Raw genomic sequence first — 19,131 nt, 5'->3', positions numbered from 1 at the left:
TTCGGTCAGCCTTGCAGCCTGGCCAGCGCGCTTGCCACGCGCTCCGCATGCTGCTTGAGCACGTCCATGCTCTGCTGTTCGCGGGCATGGCCGCGCAGCGATTGGGCCGCATAGCGCGGCACGATATGGAAGTGCACATGCGGCACGGTCTGTCCCGCTGCCTCGCCATTGAACTGGCTGATCACGATGCCGTCCGGCTGGAATGCATCGCGCACGCCGCGCGCCACGATCTGCGTGGCGCGGATCGCAGCGGCCGCGCCTTGCTCTGAGAGTCCGAAGAGATCCACGGACGCTTCCTTCGGCACCACGAGTGCGTGACCATCCGACTGCGGCATGATGTCCATGAACGCAATCGTGTCGGCGTCTTCGTAGATCTTGAAGCACGGGAGTTCGCCACGCAGGATGCGGGCGAAGATATTGTTGCTGTCGTACTCGGCTTGCATGACGGTCTCGCAAGAGATATCGGCGGAGCACCGAGTGTAGCGCCAGCGCTCCGCCGCGGGAACCGTCGCCCCGCAATTCCCCTGCATTTCCCCGCTGGTTTTTCACATGTTGCGACGATATTGCCCGCCCACCTCGAACAGCGCATGCGTGATCTGCCCCAGCGAGCACACGCGCACGGCATCCATCAGCACCGCGAATACATTGCGGTTATCGATCACGGCCTGACGCAGCCGCTCCAGCATGGCCGGTGCATCGACCGGATGGGCGCCGTGAAATTCCGCCAGGCGGGTCAGCTGGCTCTGCTTTTCTTCCTCGCTCGAACGCGCCAGCTCCAGCGTTTGTGGCGTCGGGTCGCCATTCGGATTGCGGAAGGTATTCACGCCGATGATCGGCAGCGTGCCATCGTGCTTGAGCTGCTCGTAGTACAGCGATTCCTCCTGGATCTTGCCGCGCTGGTAGCCGGTTTCCATCGCGCCCAGCACGCCGCCGCGTTCGGCAATGCGTTCGAACTCCTGCAGCACGGCCTCTTCCACGAGATCGGTCAGTTCTTCCGTCAGGAAGCTGCCCTGATTGGGGTTCTCGCACTTGGCCACGCCCCATTCGCGGTTGATGATCAGCTGGATCGCCAGCGCGCGGCGCACCGATTCGGCGGTCGGCGTGGTGATCGCCTCGTCATAGGCGTTGGTGTGCAGTGAGTTGCAGTTGTCGTAGATGGCGATCAGCGCCTGCAACGTCGTGCGGATGTCGTTGAAGTCGATCTCCTGCGCGTGCAGCGAACGGCCCGACGTCTGGATGTGGTACTTGAGTTTCTGGCTGCGCTCGTTGGCGCCGTACTTGTCGCGCATCGTCACGGCCCAGATGCGGCGCGCCACGCGGCCCAGCACGCTGTACTCGGGGTCCATGCCGTTCGAGAAGAAGAACGACAGGTTCGGCGCGAAGTCGTCGATATGCATGCCGCGCGCCAGGTACGCTTCCACATAGGTGAAGCCGTTGGCCAGCGTGAACGCGAGCTGCGAGATCGGATTCGCGCCCGCCTCGGCAATGTGGTAACCCGAGATCGACACCGAATAGAAATTCCGCACCTGATGATGGACGAAGTATTCCTGGATGTCGCCCATCACCTTCAGCGAAAACTCGGTGCTGAAGATGCACGTGTTCTGGCCCTGATCTTCCTTGAGGATGTCCGCCTGCACCGTGCCGCGCACGTTCTGCAGCACCCATGCGCGGATCTTGGCCTCTTCGTCGGCGGTCGGCTCGCGCTTGTTGTCGGCGCGGAACTTGTCCAGATTCTGATCGATGGCGGTGTTCATGAACATCGCCAGGATGGTCGGCGCCGGCCCGTTGATCGTCATCGACACCGACGTGCTCGGGCTGGTCAGATCAAAGCCGTCGTACAGCACCTTCATGTCGTCGAGCGTGGCGATCGACACACCCGAGTTACCCACCTTGCCGTAGATATCGGGTCGCTCGTGCGGGTCTTCGCCATAGAGCGTGACCGAGTCGAACGCGGTGGACAGCCGCTTGGCATCCATGCCTTCGGACACGAGCTTGAACCGGCGGTTGGTGCGGAACGCATCGCCCTCGCCCGCGAACATGCGCGTGGGGTCCTCGCCTTCGCGCTTGAACGCGAAGACGCCCGCCGTGTACGGGAAGCTGCCCGGCACGTTTTCGCGCATCAGCCATTTCAGGATTTCGCCTTCATCCTCGAAGCGCGGCAATACCACTTTGCGGACCTTGGTACCGGACAGCGTCGTTGTGATCAGGCCGGTACGGATTTCCTTGTCGCGGATCTTTACGACGTACTCGTCGCCGCTATAGGCCGCCTGCATCTGCGGCCACATCGCCAGCAGCTTGCGCTCGACGCTGCCCAGCGATGCGTCGCGCTCGGCGGCCAGCGCTTCGATTGCCTGCCCATCGGCATTGGTGTTCGCCGATTTCAGCATCGCACCGGTGGCGCGCAGCTGCTGACGCTCGCGCGCCAGGCGGCTCTGCTCGGCCACGCGGCGATGGTAGGCACGCACGGTATCGGCCAGCTCGGCCAGGTAGCGGTTGCGCGCCGGCGGCACGATCACGTTCTGGCCCGTTGAAATTCGGCCCGCCACCTGCGGCAATGCGCCTGGCTTGAATTTCAGGCCATGCTCGGCCAGTGCCTGGACCAGGCCCTGGTAGAGCATGGTCACGCCATCGTCGTTGAAGCGCGACGCCTGCGTGCCGTAGACCGGCATCTCGTCCGCCCTGGCGTGCCACTGCTCGCGGTTGCGCTGCACCTGCTTGGCCACATCGCGCCAGGCATCCTGCGCGCCCTTGCGGTCGAACTTGTTGATGGCCACGAAGTCGGCAAAGTCGAGCATGTCGATCTTCTCAAGCTGGCTTGCCGCGCCGAACTCGGGGGTCATCACATACAGCGAGAGATCGACATGCGGCACGATCGCCGCATCGCCCTGCCCGATGCCCGACGTTTCCACGATCACCAGGTCGAACTTCGCAGCCTTGCAGGCAGCGATCACATCAGGCAGCGCCTGGGAGATTTCCGAGCCGGCATCGCGCGTGGCCAGCGAGCGCATGAAAATATTCGGATGGTTGATCGCATTCATCCGAATGCGGTCGCCCAGCAGTGCGCCGCCCGACTTGCGTCGTGACGGGTCGATCGAAATCACGGCAATCGACAGCGCGTCGTGCTGGTCCAGGCGGAAGCGGCGAATCAGTTCGTCGGTCAGCGACGACTTGCCCGCGCCGCCGGTACCGGTGATGCCGAGCACTGGCGTGGCAGCCGCCTTGGCGTTGTCATGCAATGCACTGACCAGCTGCGGCGCGGCGCGGCCGTTTTCGAGCGCCGTGATCAATTGCGCCAGCACGCGGCGGTCACCCTGGGAGACGGCATCGAGCGTCGAAGGCGCGTAGCGCGTGAGATCGATGTCGCAGCGCTGCACCATGTCGGCGATCATGCCGGCCAGGCCCATGCGCTGGCCGTCCTCGGGGCTGTAGATGCGCGCCACGCCGTAAGCCTGCAGCTCACGGATTTCCTCGGGCACGATCACCCCGCCGCCGCCGCCGAACACCTGGATGTGCTCGCCACCATGCTCGCGCAGCAGGTCGATCATGTATTTGAAGTATTCGACGTGCCCGCCCTGGTAGCTGGAGATGGCGATGCCCTGCACGTCTTCCTGCAGTGCCGCGGTCACCACCTCGTGCACGGATCGGTTGTGGCCCAGGTGGATCACCTCGCAGCCATGCGACTGCAGGATGCGCCGCATGATGTTGATCGACGCGTCATGGCCGTCGAACAGCGACGCCGCGGTAACAAAGCGCACCTTGTTGGCCGGGCCGGTGCCCTGCGCCACCTGGGGCCGGGCGGCCGCCGTCCTGCTCACATCCGAAAGATCAGTCATTGTCTCCACCGCTCTGTTATGTGGCTGGCTGCCCGATGCGGCTGGCTGGTATGCCGGCGGTTCTGGCGACCGCACTCACAGGGGCCGGACGATTATATGACGTTTACGTTAACGTAAGTCCAGGGACGCGGGTAAGCACCGATCGTCTCTGACGGCATCGTCTCACAGCGCGGAGAGATGAAGAAGGGCCCGGAGGCCGCCCTGCGCCGCGGGAGGTCGGCGCAGGCTGGTGGCGGCCCCTGGGTCCCAGGAGAAGAGGTTCAGGCGTGGATCTGCGGGCAGTCGCCAAAGGCGTCGGTCTTGCGTTCGCCCCAGCGGCGCGCCAGTTGGCGGGCGATGAACAGGCCCCTGCGCAGCGTCCACAGCGCCGGCGTTTCGGTCAGCAGAAAGCGGGCCTCCGGCGCGTCGCCGGACAGCCATACGCGCTCGCCTTCGGCCAGCGCGTATGTGTCGCCGGGGCGCAGCCAGATATCGCGGTGGTGGCCTTCCACGGTCAGCCAGAGCCGGCCTTCCAGCGCCGTCACGGTCTGGCCGTGGCGCGCGCGCCAGCTCACTGGCCGGCCTGGTTCGTCGAGTTCGAATGTCCTGAGTTCACGCATCGGTGTCTCCATGTCTTGCCCGGCGCAGCCGCTCTGGATCAATGGATCGGGCGGATTGAGGGGGCGCTGCGCCATGCCTCCAATTATTCATGGCGAGCGCTACAATCCCATGCACAGTTCCGAACAGTTTTCGTTGAACTGTTCAGTAGTTTTGACTGACAGTTGCCGCCCCCGTCACTCATGAAACTCATACTCGACCCATCCACCGGCGTCCCGCTGACCGAACAGATCGTGCTGGGCGTGAAAACGTGGATCAGCTCCCGTGAAGCTACGCCTGGCGCGCGCCTGCCTTCGATTCGCGCGCTGGCCGCCGAGCACCGGATCAGCCGCTTTCCCGTGATCGAGGCGTACGACCGGCTGGTATCGCAGGGCTTGATCGACTCGCGCCAGGGGTCCGGGTTCTACGTGGCGGAAAGCGCGCTGACGGGACGCAGGGGGCGCGGATGGTCCGATCCGAGCCTGGCCGAAGACCTGTCGCTGCACATCATCGACCAGTTCCACCATCCGAGCGGCACGCTGAAGCTGGCGGGCGGCTTCGTGCCAGAGGAATGGCGCGACGTGGAAGGACTGACGCAGGCCATCCGCCATATCACGCGGCATGACATCGACAGCGTGATTCACTACGCCACGCCGCTCGGCCATCCGGCACTGCGCAAGCACGTGCTGACGCGCGTGCGGCAGGTTGGCATCGAGGCCGAGCTGTCCCAGGTGCTGATCACCTCGGGCGCCAGCCAGGCGCTGGACCTGGTGGTGCGCCACCTGCTCAAGCCCGGCGATACGGTATTCGTTGAAGACCCCGGCTACTACAACCTGTTTGGTCTGCTACGCATGCACGGCGTGCAGCTGGTTGGCGTGCCGCACACGCCGAACGGCCCCGATCCGGAAGCCTGCGAGCGCCTGCTGCGCGATCACAAGCCGAAGCTGTTCTTCACCAACAGTGTGCTGCAGAACCCGACCGGTTCGACGCTGGCGCCGCCGGTCGCCTTCCGCCTGCTCGAACTGGCGCGCCGCCACAATTTCCGCTTTGTCGAAGACGACATCTTCTCGGACTTCCAGCTCAACTTCACCGACCGGCTGGCCACGCTGGACCAACTCGAGCACGTGATCTATATCGGTGGATTCTCGAAGACGGTATCGGCGGCGCTGCGTGTGGGCTACATCGTCGCCGACAAGACGCTGATCAAGGACTTGATCGATGTGAAGGTGCTGACCAGCGTGGCCGGGTCGCACTTTGCGGAAGCGGTGACCGCGACGATGCTCGAACGCGGCGCGTATCGCAAGTATGTGGAAAGGTTGCGCGTCCGCACGCGCGAAGTGACGGCCGATGCGGTGAAAATTCTCGGTCAGTATGGCTGGGAAGTCTTTTGCGAACCGGCCGGCGGCAACTTCCTGTGGGCGCGTGCGCCCGGCATCGAAGACTCCCGCGAACTCGTCACGATGGCGGAGACCCAGGGGATTTCGCTGGCGCCGGGACATTTCTTTCGCCCCGGCGGGGAGACCTCGGCCTGGGTGCGGATCAACTCCGCCTACGCGGGAGAAGCGCGCTCGCGCGCATTCTTCGAGGAAGCAGGCGCGCGCTGAGCCATCTGCGTCCTATCCCTCGGCCTGGCCGCCGTGGTTGTGCAGCACGGCGTTACGGCGCGAGTACGCGAAGTAGATCACCAGCCCCAGCGCCAGCCAGCACAGGAAGGCGACCCAGGTCAGCATCTGCAGATGCGCCATCAGAAACACGCAGAACGCGACCGAGAGCAGCGGCACGAACGGCACGCCGGGGCAACGGAACGTACGGTGCAAATGCGGATGCGTGCGGCGCAGTACCAGCGTTGCGACCGAGATCAGCGTGAACGCCGACAGCGTGCCGATATTGATCAGCTCGGCCAGCACGTTCAGCGGCACAAAGCCGGCGATGGCCGCGAAGATGATGCCGACCGTCCATGTGGCGGTGAATGGCGTGGCGTGCACCGGATGCACGCTGGACAGCGCCTCGGGCAGCAGGTCATGATGGCCGCCACGGCCACGTACAGGATGGTGCAGACCGCCAGCGAACCGATGATACCGATTGGCAGGTCGCGGCCCGGATTGCGAACTTCTTCCGCGGCGGAAGTCACGGCATCGAAGCCGATGAACGCGAAAAACACCAGCGCGGCCGCATTGAAAATGCCCGAAAAGCCGAAGGGCGCAAACGGCTGCCAGTTGGCCGGCTGGACATGCCACACGCCCACCACGATGAACAGCACTACCACGCTGATCTTGATGGCGACCATGACGTTGTTGAGCCGCGCCGATTCGCGCACGCCGTAGGACACCACCCACGTGATCGCCAGCATGATCAGGATGGCCGGGACGTTCACGAACGTTTCCACGCCGGGCACCGAACCGGGAGCGGCCGTGATCGCGGCGGGAAGATGCAGGCCGAAGCCGGCCAGCAACGACTGGAAGTAACCCGACCAGCCCACCGATACCGCCGACGTGGCCAGGCCATATTCGAGCAGCAGATCCCAGCCGATCATCCACGCGATGATCTCGCCAAGCGTGGCATAGCTGTACGTGTAGATCGATCCGGAAACAGGGATGGCGGAGGCAAACTCCGCATAGCACAGGGCCGCAAAGCCGCAGGCCATCGCGGCGATGATGAACGACACAGTCAACGCGGGACCAGCAGTCAGCGCTCCCGTGCCGGTCAGCACGAAGATGCCCGTGCCGATGATGGCGCCGATGCCCATCAGCACCAGATCCACCGGTCCCAGCACCTTGCGCAATCCGTCATGCTCGCTGACATCGAGCATCGATTCGATGTTCTTGGTGCGGAAGAGACTCATGGGCGGCTCCGGGCAAAAGTCGGTGCATTGACTATAGGTTGTACGAATCGCACCGGCGACCTGGGCTGCGCATCTTTTGAACGACAGGGGTGCCGGCGGAAGGGCGCGATGATACGCGCCGGCTCGGCGCTTGTCATGGCCGCGCGACCTCGCAAACTCGTACGTGTGCAACGAATTGCCACAAGCCATCGGCAAAAAAAAGCGCTCCACTCGGGAGCGCCTTCAAGACGACGATGCCATCAGGCATCAGAGCAAAACGCGATTTACTTCGCCACCGGCATCGTGAACTCCGCGCCCTTGGCGATGCTGTCTGGCCAGCGTTGCATCACGCTCTTGTAGCGCGTGTAGAAGCGCACGCCTTCCTCGCCGTAGGCGTGGTGATCGCCAAACAGCGAGCGCTTCCAGCCGCCGAACGAATGCCAGGCCATCGGCACCGGAATCGGCACGTTGATGCCGACCATGCCCACCTGGATCTGGCGCGCAAACGCGCGGGCGATGCCGCCGTCGCTGGTGTAGCACGACACGCCGTTGCCAAACTCGTGACGGTTGATCAGATCGACTGCCTCGGCAAAGTCGTGCACGCGCACCACCGACAGCACCGGGCCGAAGATCTCTTCCTTGTAGATCGTCATGTCCGGCTTGACGTTGTCGAACAGCGTACCGCCGACGAAGAAGCCGTTCTCGTGGCCGTCCACCTTGTGGCCGCGGCCATCGGTCACCAGTTGCGCGCCTTCGGCCACGCCCTTGGCGATGTAGCCCTCGACCTTGGCCTTGTGCGCGGCAGTAACCAGCGGGCCCATCTCGGCGTCGCCTTCCATGCCATTGCGAATCTTCAGCGATGCGGCGCGCTCGGCCAGACGGGGCACGAGCTTGTCCGCCACGTCGCCCACCGCCACCGCCACCGAGATCGCCATGCAGCGCTCGCCGGCCGAGCCGTAGGCCGCACCCACCAGCGCGTCCACGGCCTGATCGAGATCGGCATCGGGCATCACCACCAGATGGTTCTTGGCGCCGCCCAGCGCCTGCACGCGCTTGCCGTGCCTGGTGCCTTCCGTGTAGATGTACTCGGCGATCGGCGTGGAACCGACGAACGACAGCGCCTGCACGTCGGGATGCGCCAGCAGCGCGTCCACGGCCACCTTGTCGCCCTGCACCACGTTGAACACGCCATCGGGCAGGCCGGCCTGCTTGAGCAGATCGGCGATCAGCAGACTCGGCGACGGATCACGCTCGGACGGCTTGAGCACGAACGTATTGCCGCACGCCAGCGCCACCGGGAACATCCACATCGGCACCATCACCGGGAAGTTGAACGGCGTAATGCCGGCCACCACGCCCAGCGGCTGGCGCAGGTTCCAGTTGTCGATGCCACCGCCGATGTTGTCGGTGAAGTCGGTCTTGAGCAGGTTAGGAATACCGCAGGCGAATTCCACCACTTCGATACCGCGCGTGACTTCGCCCTTGGCATCGGAAAACACCTTGCCGTGCTCGCGCGTGATCAGCGCGGCCAGGTCGTCGTGGTGACGGTCCAGCAGTTCCTTGAACTTGAACAGGATGCGCGCGCGGCGCAGCGGCGGCATCTCGGCCCAGGCCGGCCATGCTGCCTTGGCGGCAGCCACGGCAGCGGCCACGTCATCGGTGGTACCCATTGCCACGCGGGCGGCAACGTCGCCCGTGGCCGGGTTGAACACATCGGCAAAGCGGTCCGTGCCCGCGCGCTGCATGGTGCCGCCGATGTAGTGATGGATTTCGGCAATCTGCCGGTTTTCTGCGATGTTCACTGCGGTCTTCCTTTATGTCTCTGGCAGGTCTTACTTGATGGTCTGCAGGGCCTGCTTCACGGTATCGAACAACTGGTCGATCTCGGCCTCTGAAATGATCAGCGGCGGCGAGAACGCCAGGATATCGCCGGTGTAGCGTACCAGCACACCCAGCTCCAGGCATTTCAGGAACGCCTCGTAGGCGCGCGCGCCGGGCGCGCCGGGGCGCGATTCCAGTTCCACGCCAGCCACCATGCCGAGGTTGCGGATGTCCTTCACATACGGCGCGCCACGCAGGCCATGCACGGCGGATTCGAACTTCGGCGACAGCTCCGCCGCGCGCTCGAACAGCTTGTCGCGCTTGTACAGATCCAGCGTGGCGATACACGCCGCCATTGCCAGCGGATGGCCCGAGTACGTGTAGCCGTGCGGCAGCTCGATGCCGCCCTGCGGCGTGGCATTGATCACGGCGTCGTGCACCTCGCGGCGCACTGCCACGGCACCCATCGGCACGGCGGCATTGTTGATGGCCTTGGCCATCGTGATCAGGTCCGGCGTGACCTTGAGCCGTTCCGCAGCGGTGGCGGCGCCCAGGCGGCCAAACGCGGTAATCACTTCGTCGAAGATCAGCAGGATGCCGTGCTTGCTGGTGATCTCTCGCAGCTTTTCCAGATAGCCGACCGGTGGAATCAGCACGCCGGCGGAGCCGGCCATCGGCTCGACGATCACGGCGGCGATGTTCGAGGCGTCGTGCAGCGCGATCAGGCGTTCCAGCTCATCGGCCAGATGGGCGCCCCATTGCGGCTGGCCCTTCGAGAAAGCCGCCTCGGCGATGTTCAGCGTGGCCGGCAGGTGGTCGGTGCCCGGCATCACGTTGGCCGACCACATCTTGCGGTTCGGTCCGATGCCGCCCACGCCCAGGCCGCCAAAGCCCACGCCGTGGTAGCCGCGCTCGCGGCCGATGATGCGCGTGCGCTGGCCTTCGCCGCGCGCGCGGTGGTACGCCAGTGCGATCTTCAGCGCCGTGTCCACCGATTCCGAACCCGAGTTCGTGAAGAAGATGCGGTCCAGCCCCTTGGGCATCAACGCGGCCACCTTGGTGGCGGCTTCGAATTCCAGCGGGTGACCCATCTGGAACGGCGGCGCATAGTCCAGCGTTGCCGCCTGCTGCGCGATCGCTTCGACGATCTCCTTGCGCGAATGGCCCGCGGCCACGCACCAGAGACCGGCGCAGCCGTCGAGGATCTTCCGCCCATCGTGGGTCGTGTAGTACATGCCGCTGGCCGATGCCAGCAGGCGCGGAGCGGCCTTGTACTGGCGATTGGCAGTGAACGGCATCCACAGTGCTTCGAGATCGGGAATCACGGTCTTGGCGGCGTCCATACGTTCTCCTGGCGTGGTGTGCGATATGCGGGTGGCGCGGCTGTGCCCGGCCGTGCATCGGTTTCCGGCAACTCTACCGGCGGGGTCTGGCGTAAAGAATATACGGTCATGAGATCGCTGCCTTACCGTACAGTTTAGTCATCGCCAACCGTACAGGCTCGCATCGTGCGATGCCGCACACTCGGGGCCCTGTGGTGCGCTGTTACAGCGGTGAAACAGCCGATTTTCGTTGCGGCGCATCAATCTCGGACCGATGACGGCATCCGGCGGTCCTTGCCAGTACACTGTACAGGTTTCCTGTCCCGCAGACGCCTGATGCTCAACCTGAACCTTGTTCGCAGCCGCCGTGGCGGTGAGACCCTCACCGAGCAGATCGTCGCTGCGATTGCCGCGCTGGTGGACCAGCGTGCCTTGCGCGCGGGCGTGCTGCTGCCGTCGGTGCGCCGCTTTGCGCAACAGCACAACGTCAGCACGTTCACGGTGGCGGAGGCGTATGGACGGCTGACCGCGCTGGGCTACCTCACGGCGCGGCCCGGTTCCGGCTACACCGTGGCGCACCGGCATGCGCCGGCCGGTCATGCCCGATCGTCGAACTGGGAAGCCCCGGTGCTCAATGCCGCCTGGCTGCTCTCCGATGTGTTCGCCGACCATTCCGTCCCAATCAAGGCCGGCGCGGGATGGCTGCCCGGCGACTGGCTCAACGAGGAAGGTCTGCACCAGGCCATGCGCAGCGCGGCACGTGTACCGGCCGCGCAGGTTTCCGGCTATGGCCACCCGTTCGGCTTTGGCGCGCTGCGCGAGCACATTGCCGTGCATCTGAGCCAATACGGCATCCCCGTGCAATCGCAGCAGGTGGTACTGACCCAGGGCGCCACGCAGGCGCTGGATCTGGTCGTCCGCACCCTGCTCCGGCCGGGAGACACGGTACTGGTGGAATCGCCCTGCTATTGCAACCTGCTGCAGATCCTGCGCCTGGCAGGACTGCGAGCCATCGGCGTACCGCGCACGGAAGCCGGGCTGGACACCGACGCGCTGGAGGACGCCATTCGCCAGCACACGCCACGCGCGCTGTTCGTCAACACGGTGCTGCAGAACCCCACCGGGGCAAGCCTGACCAGCATGAACGCGTTTCGCGTGCTGCAACTGGCCGAGCAGCACCGGCTGCTGGTGGTGGAAGACGATATCTACCGCGAGCTGGCACCGGCCGGTTCACCGATGCTGGCCGCAATGGATGGTCTGTCTCAGGTGGTCTATGTGAACGGATTCTCGAAGACGATCACGCCATCGCTGCGCGTGGGTTACCTGGCGGCCAGCCCCGACCTGGCCAAGGCGTTTGCCCGCACCAAGATGGCGGTGGGTCTGACGTCGTCCGAAGTTACCGAGCGGCTCGTGTACTCGGTGCTGACGAGCGGCCACTACGGCCGGCACGTTGCCGCGCTGGCCGAGCGGCTACGCGCGCAACAGGATCGCGTGGCGGAAAAGATGGAAGCGCACGGGCTGGAGATGATGCTGCGGCCCGATGGCGGGATGTTTGCCTGGGCGCGGCTGGCGCAGGATGACGATCGCGCCAGCCTGTCCGGCAACCAGTTGGCAACGCTGGCACTGGAGCACGGCATCTGGCTGGCGCCGGGATCGTATTTCGAACCCGATGAAACGGACTCGCCGTGGATCCGCTTCAATGTGGCCACCGGTGACGCGCCCCAGTTGTGGGCGTTCTTCGATGCCGTGCGCGGCGGCCGGACGAAAAGCGCCCGGGCCGCCTAGCGCTGGCGCGCTGGCTCAGAAGCGATAGCGGACGTAGCCGGTGTAGAAGTTGCTGCCCGGGTTCGGTTCCTTGATACCGGCATTGGAGATGTGCTGGAACCGGAAGCCCACTTCGGTGTTGGCGTTCTTGCCAAAGCCCACACCCACGCCAACCATGTCCGAGAACTGGAAGGCGCTGCCCATGCGGTGCTGGTCGGACGTACCGGTATGCGTCAGCACACGCACGCCGACGGATGCCTCGGCAAAGGGCACGAAGTAGCTGCCGCGCTTTTCCACGCGCAGGATCGGCGAGATGCCGAATTCGAACAGATTCTGCTGGTTGGTGCCGCCACGCGCGTCCCATCCAGCCACGTTGAATTCCGCCTGCAGGCGGAACAGCCAGCCCTGCGGATTACCGTACTGGATCGGGGTGTTGAAGTTCAGGCCGACTTCGTACTTGTTGACGTCATGGCTCGTATCGCGGCCAACGGCAACGTGGACGGCCGGATGGCTCCAGCCGACCAGCTCTTCGGCGCTGGCGGCCGAACTGGCACCAGCAACCATCGCGCCGACAGCCAGCGCACGGACGACAAACAGGGTTCGGGGGGATTTGGCAAGGTGCATGCGACGTTCTTGTTGTTCTGACTTCATGAAAGAAGGCATCGAAGAGAGTGGCTCGGCAACTAGACGGGATCGACTGCCAAACCCGCCGAAGCACCTTGGCGCTCCGGACGGGTCAGGCCCAGAGCCGCTCCACCACCCAACTCGCGGCAACACAGATCCCGAGCCAGACAGCGAGGCAGCTTGCAATAAATCGGTACGTCATTGTGGGAATTAACGGCAAAGGACGGTTTCTGATGGAATTTTTGCGACGCATTATACATACATTCATGAATGCATGTATCGAGCATCCGTGGCTGTCCGCTTAAGCCACAAATAGATTCATCAGAATTCGTCCAGTTCTGGATGATGCCAGCACGCGAGCAACCCTGCAGACGGACCGTTAAACAGACGGATCAAAGAAATTGAAGACGTTGCGGTGCGATATGTGATCGGAGGCCACGCGGCGTCCGGACCACTGCACGGCCGCGCGCGGGGCGGGCTTGCCGGGAGGAGACTGAGGCGCACAGCCGCGCGAAGGCGGCTGCGGCGGAAACATCTGCAATATCAGGGACTTGCCAGCGGTCAGCCGCGCAGGAACGGCAGGACTTCGGCCAGTAGTTGCTCCGGAATTTCCTCGGCGATGTAGTGGCCACACGGCAGTGCATGGCCTTGAACGCGACGCGCAACCTTGCGCCACTCGTCGAGCGGCTGGAAACAATTTCCAACCGCACCGTTGGCGCCCCACAACGCCAGCATCTCGCACTCGACCATCCGGCCGGCCTCGATATCGGCGCGATCGTGCTCCAGATCGATGCCCGCGCTGGCGCGATAGTCTTCGCACAAGCCATGCGCCGCGCCCGGCAACCGCAGGCAGCGCAGGTATTCGGACAGCGCCGCCTCGGTGAACGGCGTCAGGCCGGCGCTGCGGCTGCCCATCGTCTGGCGCAGGTACAACGCCGGGTCGGCTTCGATCAGCGTCTCCGGGAACGGCGCCGGACGAATCAGGAAGAACCAGTGGTAGTAGGCGCGCGCGAACGCTTCATTGGTCTGCGCGTACATGGCCAGCGTGGGGGCGATGTCGAGCGTGACCAGCTTTTCCACGGCCTGCGGATGATCGACCGCGAGCCGGTGCGCCACGCGCGCGCCCCGGTCGTGCGCCAGCACGCGAAACCGCTCGAAGCCAAGCTGGCGCATCACCGCCAGTTGATCCGCCGCCATCGCCCGCTTGCTGTAGTTGCTGTGGTCGGGCAGACCGGCCGGCTTGCCGCTGTCGCCATAGCCGCGGAGGTCGGTTGCCACCACGGTGAAGTGGCGCGCCAGTTCGCCCGCCACCTTGTGCCAGATCACGTGCGTCTGCGGATGACCGTGCAGCAGCAACAGCGGCGGGCCGTTCCCGCCCACCACGGCATGGATCGGCACCTCGTCGTGGACGATGCGATGCGTCTCGAAACCTTCGAACATCAGTTGTCTCCCTGTGTTGCCAGCCGTGTCATGGTAGTTGCGGCCACGTCGCGCAGCCAGGGGCTGGCTGCATGATGACGGCTGGCGAAGTCGGCGATGGCATCGGCATGGGTCAATGACATGCCGATGATGTCCAGGCCGCGCCGGAACATGTCGAGGTGACGGTCCGACATCGATAACCGCGCTGAAAAGTCCGCCGTGCGCACGGTCATCGTATCGAGATCGATGCGGATCGAGGCCGGCGCCACGGGATTGCTCACCGCCTGCGTCAGGAAGTCGACGTCCGCCTGCGGCAGCATCACCAGCAGCAGGCGGTTGTTCATCGCGTTCGAATAGAAGATCTCGCCGAAGCTCGGCGCGATGACGGCCCGGATGCCGTATTGCTGCAGGCCCCACACCGCATGCTCCCGGCTGGAGCCGCAGCCGAAGTTCGGGCCGGCCACCAGCACGCGGGTGTCGCGCCAGGCGGGCTGGTTCAGCACGAAGTCCGCGCGCGGCGTGCCTTGTTCGTCAAAGCGCATGTCGTAGAGCAGGCCACGGTCCAGCCCGGCCTTGTCGATGCCCCGCAGGAACTGCTTCGGCATGATCTGGTCGGTATCGAGGTTGGGCAGCGGCAGCGGCGCGCCGGTGCCTTCGATCAGCGTGAATTCGGACATATCGGTCTCCGGATCAGCGGGATTGGCCAAGCTGGCGCACGTCGGTAATGCAGCCGGTGATGGCGGCGGCGGCGGCCATCGCCGGACTCATCAGGTGCGTGCGCCCGGCACGCCCCTGGCGGCCTTCGAAATTGCGGTTGGTCGTCGACGCGCAGCGCTCGCCCGGCGCCAGCACGTCATCGTTCATCGCCAGACACATGGAACAACCCGGCTTGCGCCATTCGAAGCCCGCTTCGCGCAGCAGCGCGGCAATGCCCTCGGCTTCGGCCTGTTCGCGCACGGCACCGGAACCCGGCACCACCATCGCCCGCACGCCGGCCGCCACCTTGTGGCCGCGCACCACATCCGCCACGGCGCGCAGGTCTTCGATGCGGCCGTTGGTGCACGAGCCAATAAACACCCGCTGCACCGGCAGGCCCTGCAAATGGCTGCCCGGCGTCAGCCCGATATAGTCGAGCGCCCGCTCGGCCGATGCGCGCGCGATGGCGTCGGCCGCATCGGCCGGCTGCGGTATCGCGGCACTGACCGGAATCGCCTGGTCGGGGCTGGTGCCCCATGTCACATACGGTTCGACGACCGAGGCATCGAAAGCCAGTTCGGTATCGAAGGCCGCGTCGGCATCGGATACCAGCTCCGCCCAGGCTGCCCGCGCGCGCTGCGCCATTTCGGTGTCGATGTCGTTGGCGCGCGCGAGTACGTACCCGATCGACGTGGCATCGGGCGCGATCAACGCGCCACGCGCGCCGGCTTCGACCGTCATGTTGCACAGGGTCATGCGCGCCTCCATCGACAGGGCACGGATGGCGCTCCCCGTGAACTCGACCACATAGCCCCGCGCACCCTGCGCGCTGATGCGCGAAATGATGTGGAGAATCAGGTCCTTCGACGTGGTGCCCGCCGGCAGCAGGCCATCCACGCGGATGCGCATGTCGCGCGCCAGCCGGTAGACCAGCGTCTGCGTCGCCAGCACGTGCTCGACCTCGGACGTTCCGATGCCAAACCCGAGCGCGCCGAATGCTCCGTACGTGGTGGTATGGCTGTCGCCGCACAGCACGACCATGCCGGGGCGGATCATGCCGTGCTCCGGGGTGATCACGTGCTCGATGCCCTGCAGCGGGTCATTGGTATCGAACAGGGGAATGCCGTGGATATCGCAGTTGCGCTTCAGGTTGCGCGCCTGCAGCGCCGATGCGGGGTCCTGGATCACGCGCGGCGATTCGGCGTGCGTGGGAATGATGTGGTCCACCACCGCCAACTGCTGCCCCGGCGTGGGCACCTTGCGGCCGTGCTCCGCCAGACCGGCGAATGCCTGCGGGCTGGTGTACTCGTTCATGATGTGCAGATCCGCGTAGAGGAGCACGTTGTCCGCGTCGAGCGTGACGACTGTGTGCGACTCCACGAGCTTGCGATACAGCGTTCGTCCGGCCATGTTGCCTGCCTGTGGGGTGGTGAATCGGTCTGACGGCAGTCTAATCGCGGAATCCATCGCTATAATTTCGCGGATTGCACTTCATTCGTGCGCTGGATTCAGGAGTCGTATCCCCGGATACGGACCCGCATCCGCACGATCCCCGTCATGGACGCCTTTTCCGATCTCGCCTTCTTCATCCTGCTGGTCAAGCGTGGCAGCCTGGCCGGGGCCGCCCAGCAGCTGGGCCTGACGCCGTCGGCGGCCAGCAAACGTCTGGCGTCGCTGGAAGCGCGGCTCGGCGTGCGGCTGCTCAATCGCACCACGCGCCGGTTATCGGTCACACCCGAGGGCGAGGCTTACCTGGCACAGGGCGGGCGCATCCTGGCCGAACTGGAAGAACTGGAACAGGGGCTGGGCGGCAGCCGCGTGGCGCCGCGCGGCCTGTTGCGCGTCAATGCCACGCTGGGTTTCGGACGCCGGCACCTGGCACCGGCCGTTGGCGATTTTCTGCTGGCCTATCCCGATGTCGAAGTCCAGCTGCAGTTGACCGACCGCGCCCTGAACCTTGCCGAGGAAGGTTTCGACATCGGCATCCTGATTGGCGACTTGCCGGACGCGCGGCTCAACGCGCGCAAGCTCGCCCCCAACAGCCGGATTCTGTGCGCGGCGCCCGCCTACCTGGCACGCCACGGCGAGCCGGCGTCGCCGCGCGCGCTGCAGCAGCATCGCTGCATCGTGATCCGTGAAAGCGAGACGGCCTACGGCACCTGGCACCTGCTTGCGTCGGGACGTCAGGAGACGGTCAAGGTGCGCGGTCCCGCGGCGACCAACGACGGCGAAGTCGCGGTGAACTGGGCGCTGCAGGGGCACGGCATTTTGCTACGGTCCGAATGGGAGGTGGCGCCACTGTTGCGCTCCGGACGGCTCAAACAGGTGCTGCCCGAATGGTCGGCGCCACCGGCGGACATCTACGCGGTCTACCTGTCGCGCGACAAGCTGTCCGCCCGCGTGCGCGCGTTCGTCGATTTCATGGCCGACCGCTTCGGCCGCTACGACACGTCGGCCGACCATCACGGCTGGTAGCGCCGAATCCCGAAGCCCCGTGGCTCAGGGCAGCAGCAGGATCGCGCCGGTGGTTTCGCGGCGCTCCGCCGCCTCATGGGCGTGTGCCACATCGGCCAGCGGAAAGCGCGCGCCGATATCGACCTTCACATGGCCGGCCGCGATGGCGTCGAACAGGTCCTTCGCGTTGGCACGGAAGCGCGCGGTATCCGCGTTGTGCGGAAACACCGAGGGCCGCGTCAGGAACAGGCAACCCTTCTTGTTGAGCAGTTCGGGCTCGATGGCCGGTGCCGGACCCGATGCACCGCCGTACAGCACCACCATGCCGAAGGTCTGCGCGCAATCGAGCGAGCCCAGGAACGTGTCCTTGCCCACGGCGTCGTAGACCACGGTCACGCCGCGCCCGTCGGTGGCATCGCGCACCTGCTTGACCCAGTCGCCGTGGCTGTAGTCGATGGCGATATCGCAACCGGCCGCCTTCGCGCGTTCGCATTTGGCCGCCGAACCGGCCGTGCCGATCACGCGCGCGCCCAGCGCCTTGGCCCAGCCACTGAGAATCTGCCCTACCCCGCCGGCGGCGGCATGCACCAGCACCGTATCGCCGGGCTTGACCGCGTGGGTATGCCGCACCAGGTACTGCGCGGTCATGCCCTTGAAGATGGTTGCCGCGGCCTGCTCGTCGCTCACGTTGTCTGGCAGCTTGACGAGCTTGTCGACGGCCACGTTGCGGCCTTCCGAATAGGCCCCCAGCCCCGCGTTCATATAGGCGATGCGATCCCCCACGGCAACATCGGTGACGCCATCCCCCACGGCCTCCACGACACCGGCGGCTTCAAAGCCCAGGCCGGTACCGGCCGGCAGCGGATACGTGCCGCGACGCTGGTAGATATCGATGAAGTTGAAGCCGATCGCGGTATGCCTCACGCGCGCCTCGCCGGGAGCCGGCTCGGGCAACGTTACCTGTTCCATCCGCATGACCTGCGGCGAACCGAATTCGTGGAGGCGGATGGCGCGGACGGTCGTCGGCATGGGGGGTCTCCTCAATGTGCTGGCAAAAAGTGAAGACCCGATTATTGACGCTTTTGCGAATCCCTGCCGGCGCTCAAATGAGTTCGGCGCTCATGCATAACGCGCTGGTATCGCGCAAACGCTGAAACTCCTGGCTCTCAAGCACCTCGCGCGGCAGCTTCGATGCGTGAACCAGCGAGAAACCATAGCGAGCGAAATAGCTCGGACACGTGGAGGTCAGCAATACCGCGCGACGGCTGCCGTTGGCGCGCGCGCGCATCATCACCGCGTTCACGAGATGGCTGGCCACGCCCTGGTCGCGCCATTCGCGCAGGACGGCCACCGAGCGGACGATCGCCGTGTCGCCGAACAACTCGGCGCATGCGCAGCCCACCAGTTGCGATTCGATAATCGCCACATGAAACTCACCAACCAGCCGTGCCAGATCGTCCACCGGGAGGCCGCACCGCTCAAGAACGGCCCCGATGGCGGGCGCATCCGTTGGCTGTGCCATCCGGATTCGCATGTCTTTAATCATTTGGAGCCTCTGTTTCTCTCATCACGTTGCGACGGATACGCCATGGAAGCCCTGCATGGTGATACCTGGTGCGCGGATTACCGGACAAACATTACCGGTAGTCGTACGACAACGCGCGCGCCAAGAGAGCGGTGAAATGCTGACGTTTGGTGCGCGAGCGCCCCACAGTATCGCAATCGCGCCCGGGATTCCAGAGGGGAATCACCGAATGCGACGGGTGCCATGCATGACCGAATTCGGAGCATGAAATGCGCC

General features: G+C 65.0%; 14 protein-coding genes and 1 pseudogene. 3 read left to right on the top strand and 12 right to left on the bottom strand.

The features are described from left to right. Positions 1 to 5: 5 nt before the first annotated feature. The 3 genes from AC3FLX_RS11540 to AC3FLX_RS11530 all read right to left on the bottom strand — a co-directional run bounded on the left by AC3FLX_RS11540 (position 6) and on the right by AC3FLX_RS11530 (position 4,432). Positions 6 to 443 (bottom strand): HIT family protein, encoded by a 438-nt coding sequence (locus AC3FLX_RS11540; protein WP_488696593.1) that lies wholly within the window; start codon positions 441 to 443, stop codon positions 6 to 8. 102 nt (positions 444 to 545) lie between these two features. After that, complete coding sequence (icmF, locus tag AC3FLX_RS11535) at positions 546 to 3,833, bottom strand: fused isobutyryl-CoA mutase/GTPase IcmF (protein WP_488696592.1); 3,288 nt, start codon at positions 3,831 to 3,833, stop codon at positions 546 to 548. A gap of 260 nt (positions 3,834 to 4,093) precedes the next feature. Beyond that, a complete protein-coding gene (locus AC3FLX_RS11530; RefSeq protein WP_488696772.1) occupies positions 4,094 to 4,432 on the bottom strand; it encodes a DUF2917 domain-containing protein in 339 nt (112 codons plus the stop codon). A 180-nt stretch (positions 4,433 to 4,612) separates the two neighbouring features. Here AC3FLX_RS11530 and AC3FLX_RS11525 point away from each other — a divergent pair, with 180 nt between their 5' ends. Continuing rightward, entirely contained in the window at positions 4,613 to 6,013 is a 1,401-nt protein-coding gene (locus AC3FLX_RS11525; protein ID WP_488696590.1) for an aminotransferase-like domain-containing protein, read from the top strand. A gap of 12 nt (positions 6,014 to 6,025) precedes the next feature. Here the strand turns inward: AC3FLX_RS11525 and AC3FLX_RS11520 are convergent. From AC3FLX_RS11520 to aptA, 3 genes and pseudogenes are all read right to left on the bottom strand, one after another. Continuing rightward, positions 6,026 to 7,251 (bottom strand): annotated as a pseudogene (locus AC3FLX_RS11520) (amino acid permease). Positions 7,252 to 7,514: 263 nt separating this feature from the next. Beyond that, positions 7,515 to 9,032, bottom strand: coding sequence for a CoA-acylating methylmalonate-semialdehyde dehydrogenase (locus AC3FLX_RS11515; protein WP_488696588.1), 1,518 nt, complete (start codon positions 9,030 to 9,032; stop codon positions 7,515 to 7,517). Positions 9,033 to 9,062: 30 nt separating this feature from the next. Further along, positions 9,063 to 10,394, bottom strand: a complete 1,332-nt coding sequence (gene aptA / locus AC3FLX_RS11510; RefSeq protein ID WP_488696586.1) for an omega-aminotransferase AptA — start codon at positions 10,392 to 10,394, stop codon at positions 9,063 to 9,065. Positions 10,395 to 10,709: 315 nt separating this feature from the next. On the opposite strand from aptA, the gene AC3FLX_RS11505 reads away from it, so the two are divergent. Then, positions 10,710 to 12,158 (top strand): aminotransferase-like domain-containing protein, encoded by a 1,449-nt coding sequence (locus AC3FLX_RS11505; RefSeq protein WP_488696584.1) that lies wholly within the window; start codon positions 10,710 to 10,712, stop codon positions 12,156 to 12,158. A gap of 15 nt (positions 12,159 to 12,173) precedes the next feature. Here AC3FLX_RS11505 and AC3FLX_RS11500 read toward each other — a convergent pair whose 3' ends face one another. The 4 genes from AC3FLX_RS11500 to leuC form a co-directional block, all read right to left on the bottom strand. After that, positions 12,174 to 12,761, bottom strand: coding sequence for an acyloxyacyl hydrolase (locus AC3FLX_RS11500; RefSeq protein WP_488696582.1), 588 nt, complete (start codon positions 12,759 to 12,761; stop codon positions 12,174 to 12,176). Between the two features lie 561 nt (positions 12,762 to 13,322). Next, on the bottom strand, positions 13,323 to 14,201 hold the full coding sequence (locus AC3FLX_RS11495) for an alpha/beta fold hydrolase (RefSeq protein ID WP_488696581.1): 879 nt from the start codon (positions 14,199 to 14,201) through the stop codon (positions 13,323 to 13,325). Next, on the bottom strand, positions 14,201 to 14,857 hold the full coding sequence (gene leuD, locus AC3FLX_RS11490) for a 3-isopropylmalate dehydratase small subunit (RefSeq protein ID WP_488696579.1): 657 nt from the start codon (positions 14,855 to 14,857) through the stop codon (positions 14,201 to 14,203). The genes AC3FLX_RS11495 and leuD overlap by 1 nt, the downstream gene beginning before the upstream one ends. A gap of 13 nt (positions 14,858 to 14,870) precedes the next feature. Further along, positions 14,871 to 16,286, bottom strand: a complete 1,416-nt coding sequence (gene leuC, locus AC3FLX_RS11485; protein WP_488696577.1) for a 3-isopropylmalate dehydratase large subunit — start codon at positions 16,284 to 16,286, stop codon at positions 14,871 to 14,873. A gap of 147 nt (positions 16,287 to 16,433) precedes the next feature. On the opposite strand from leuC, the gene AC3FLX_RS11480 reads away from it, so the two are divergent. After that, entirely contained in the window at positions 16,434 to 17,351 is a 918-nt protein-coding gene (locus tag AC3FLX_RS11480; RefSeq protein WP_488696576.1) for a LysR family transcriptional regulator, read from the top strand. Between the two features lie 24 nt (positions 17,352 to 17,375). Here AC3FLX_RS11480 and AC3FLX_RS11475 read toward each other — a convergent pair whose 3' ends face one another. Together AC3FLX_RS11475 and AC3FLX_RS11470 are read right to left on the bottom strand one after the other, a co-directional pair. After that, positions 17,376 to 18,359, bottom strand: a complete 984-nt coding sequence (locus AC3FLX_RS11475; protein ID WP_488696574.1) for a quinone oxidoreductase family protein — start codon at positions 18,357 to 18,359, stop codon at positions 17,376 to 17,378. A gap of 73 nt (positions 18,360 to 18,432) precedes the next feature. Continuing rightward, a complete protein-coding gene (locus tag AC3FLX_RS11470; protein ID WP_488696572.1) occupies positions 18,433 to 18,876 on the bottom strand; it encodes a GNAT family N-acetyltransferase in 444 nt (147 codons plus the stop codon). Positions 18,877 to 19,131: the final 255 nt, after the last annotated feature.

It is taken from the genome of Cupriavidus sp. 291-E7 (assembly GCF_057798835.1).
This window is presented reverse-complemented; position numbering and strand designations above follow the sequence as displayed.

Excerpts from the sequence above, each read along its gene's own strand:
- leuD (WP_488696579.1), bottom strand. The coding sequence starts at position 14,857 with ATGTCCGAATTCACGCTGATCGAAGGCACCGGCGCGCCGCTGCCGCTG.
- icmF (WP_488696592.1), bottom strand. The coding sequence starts at position 3,833 with ATGACTGATCTTTCGGATGTGAGCAGGACGGCGGCCGCCCGGCCCCAG.
- AC3FLX_RS11505 (WP_488696584.1), top strand. The coding sequence starts at position 10,710 with ATGCTCAACCTGAACCTTGTTCGCAGCCGCCGTGGCGGTGAGACCCTC.
- AC3FLX_RS11500 (WP_488696582.1), bottom strand. The coding sequence starts at position 12,761 with ATGCACCTTGCCAAATCCCCCCGAACCCTGTTTGTCGTCCGTGCGCTG.
- AC3FLX_RS11480 (WP_488696576.1), top strand. The coding sequence starts at position 16,434 with ATGGACGCCTTTTCCGATCTCGCCTTCTTCATCCTGCTGGTCAAGCGT.
- AC3FLX_RS11525 (WP_488696590.1), top strand. The coding sequence starts at position 4,613 with ATGAAACTCATACTCGACCCATCCACCGGCGTCCCGCTGACCGAACAG.
- AC3FLX_RS11475 (WP_488696574.1), bottom strand. The coding sequence starts at position 18,359 with ATGCCGACGACCGTCCGCGCCATCCGCCTCCACGAATTCGGTTCGCCG.
- aptA (WP_488696586.1), bottom strand. The coding sequence starts at position 10,394 with ATGGACGCCGCCAAGACCGTGATTCCCGATCTCGAAGCACTGTGGATG.
- AC3FLX_RS11540 (WP_488696593.1), bottom strand. The coding sequence starts at position 443 with ATGCAAGCCGAGTACGACAGCAACAATATCTTCGCCCGCATCCTGCGT.
- AC3FLX_RS11470 (WP_488696572.1), bottom strand. The coding sequence starts at position 18,876 with ATGATTAAAGACATGCGAATCCGGATGGCACAGCCAACGGATGCGCCC.
- AC3FLX_RS11495 (WP_488696581.1), bottom strand. The coding sequence starts at position 14,201 with ATGTTCGAAGGTTTCGAGACGCATCGCATCGTCCACGACGAGGTGCCG.
- leuC (WP_488696577.1), bottom strand. The coding sequence starts at position 16,286 with ATGGCCGGACGAACGCTGTATCGCAAGCTCGTGGAGTCGCACACAGTC.
- AC3FLX_RS11530 (WP_488696772.1), bottom strand. The coding sequence starts at position 4,432 with ATGCGTGAACTCAGGACATTCGAACTCGACGAACCAGGCCGGCCAGTG.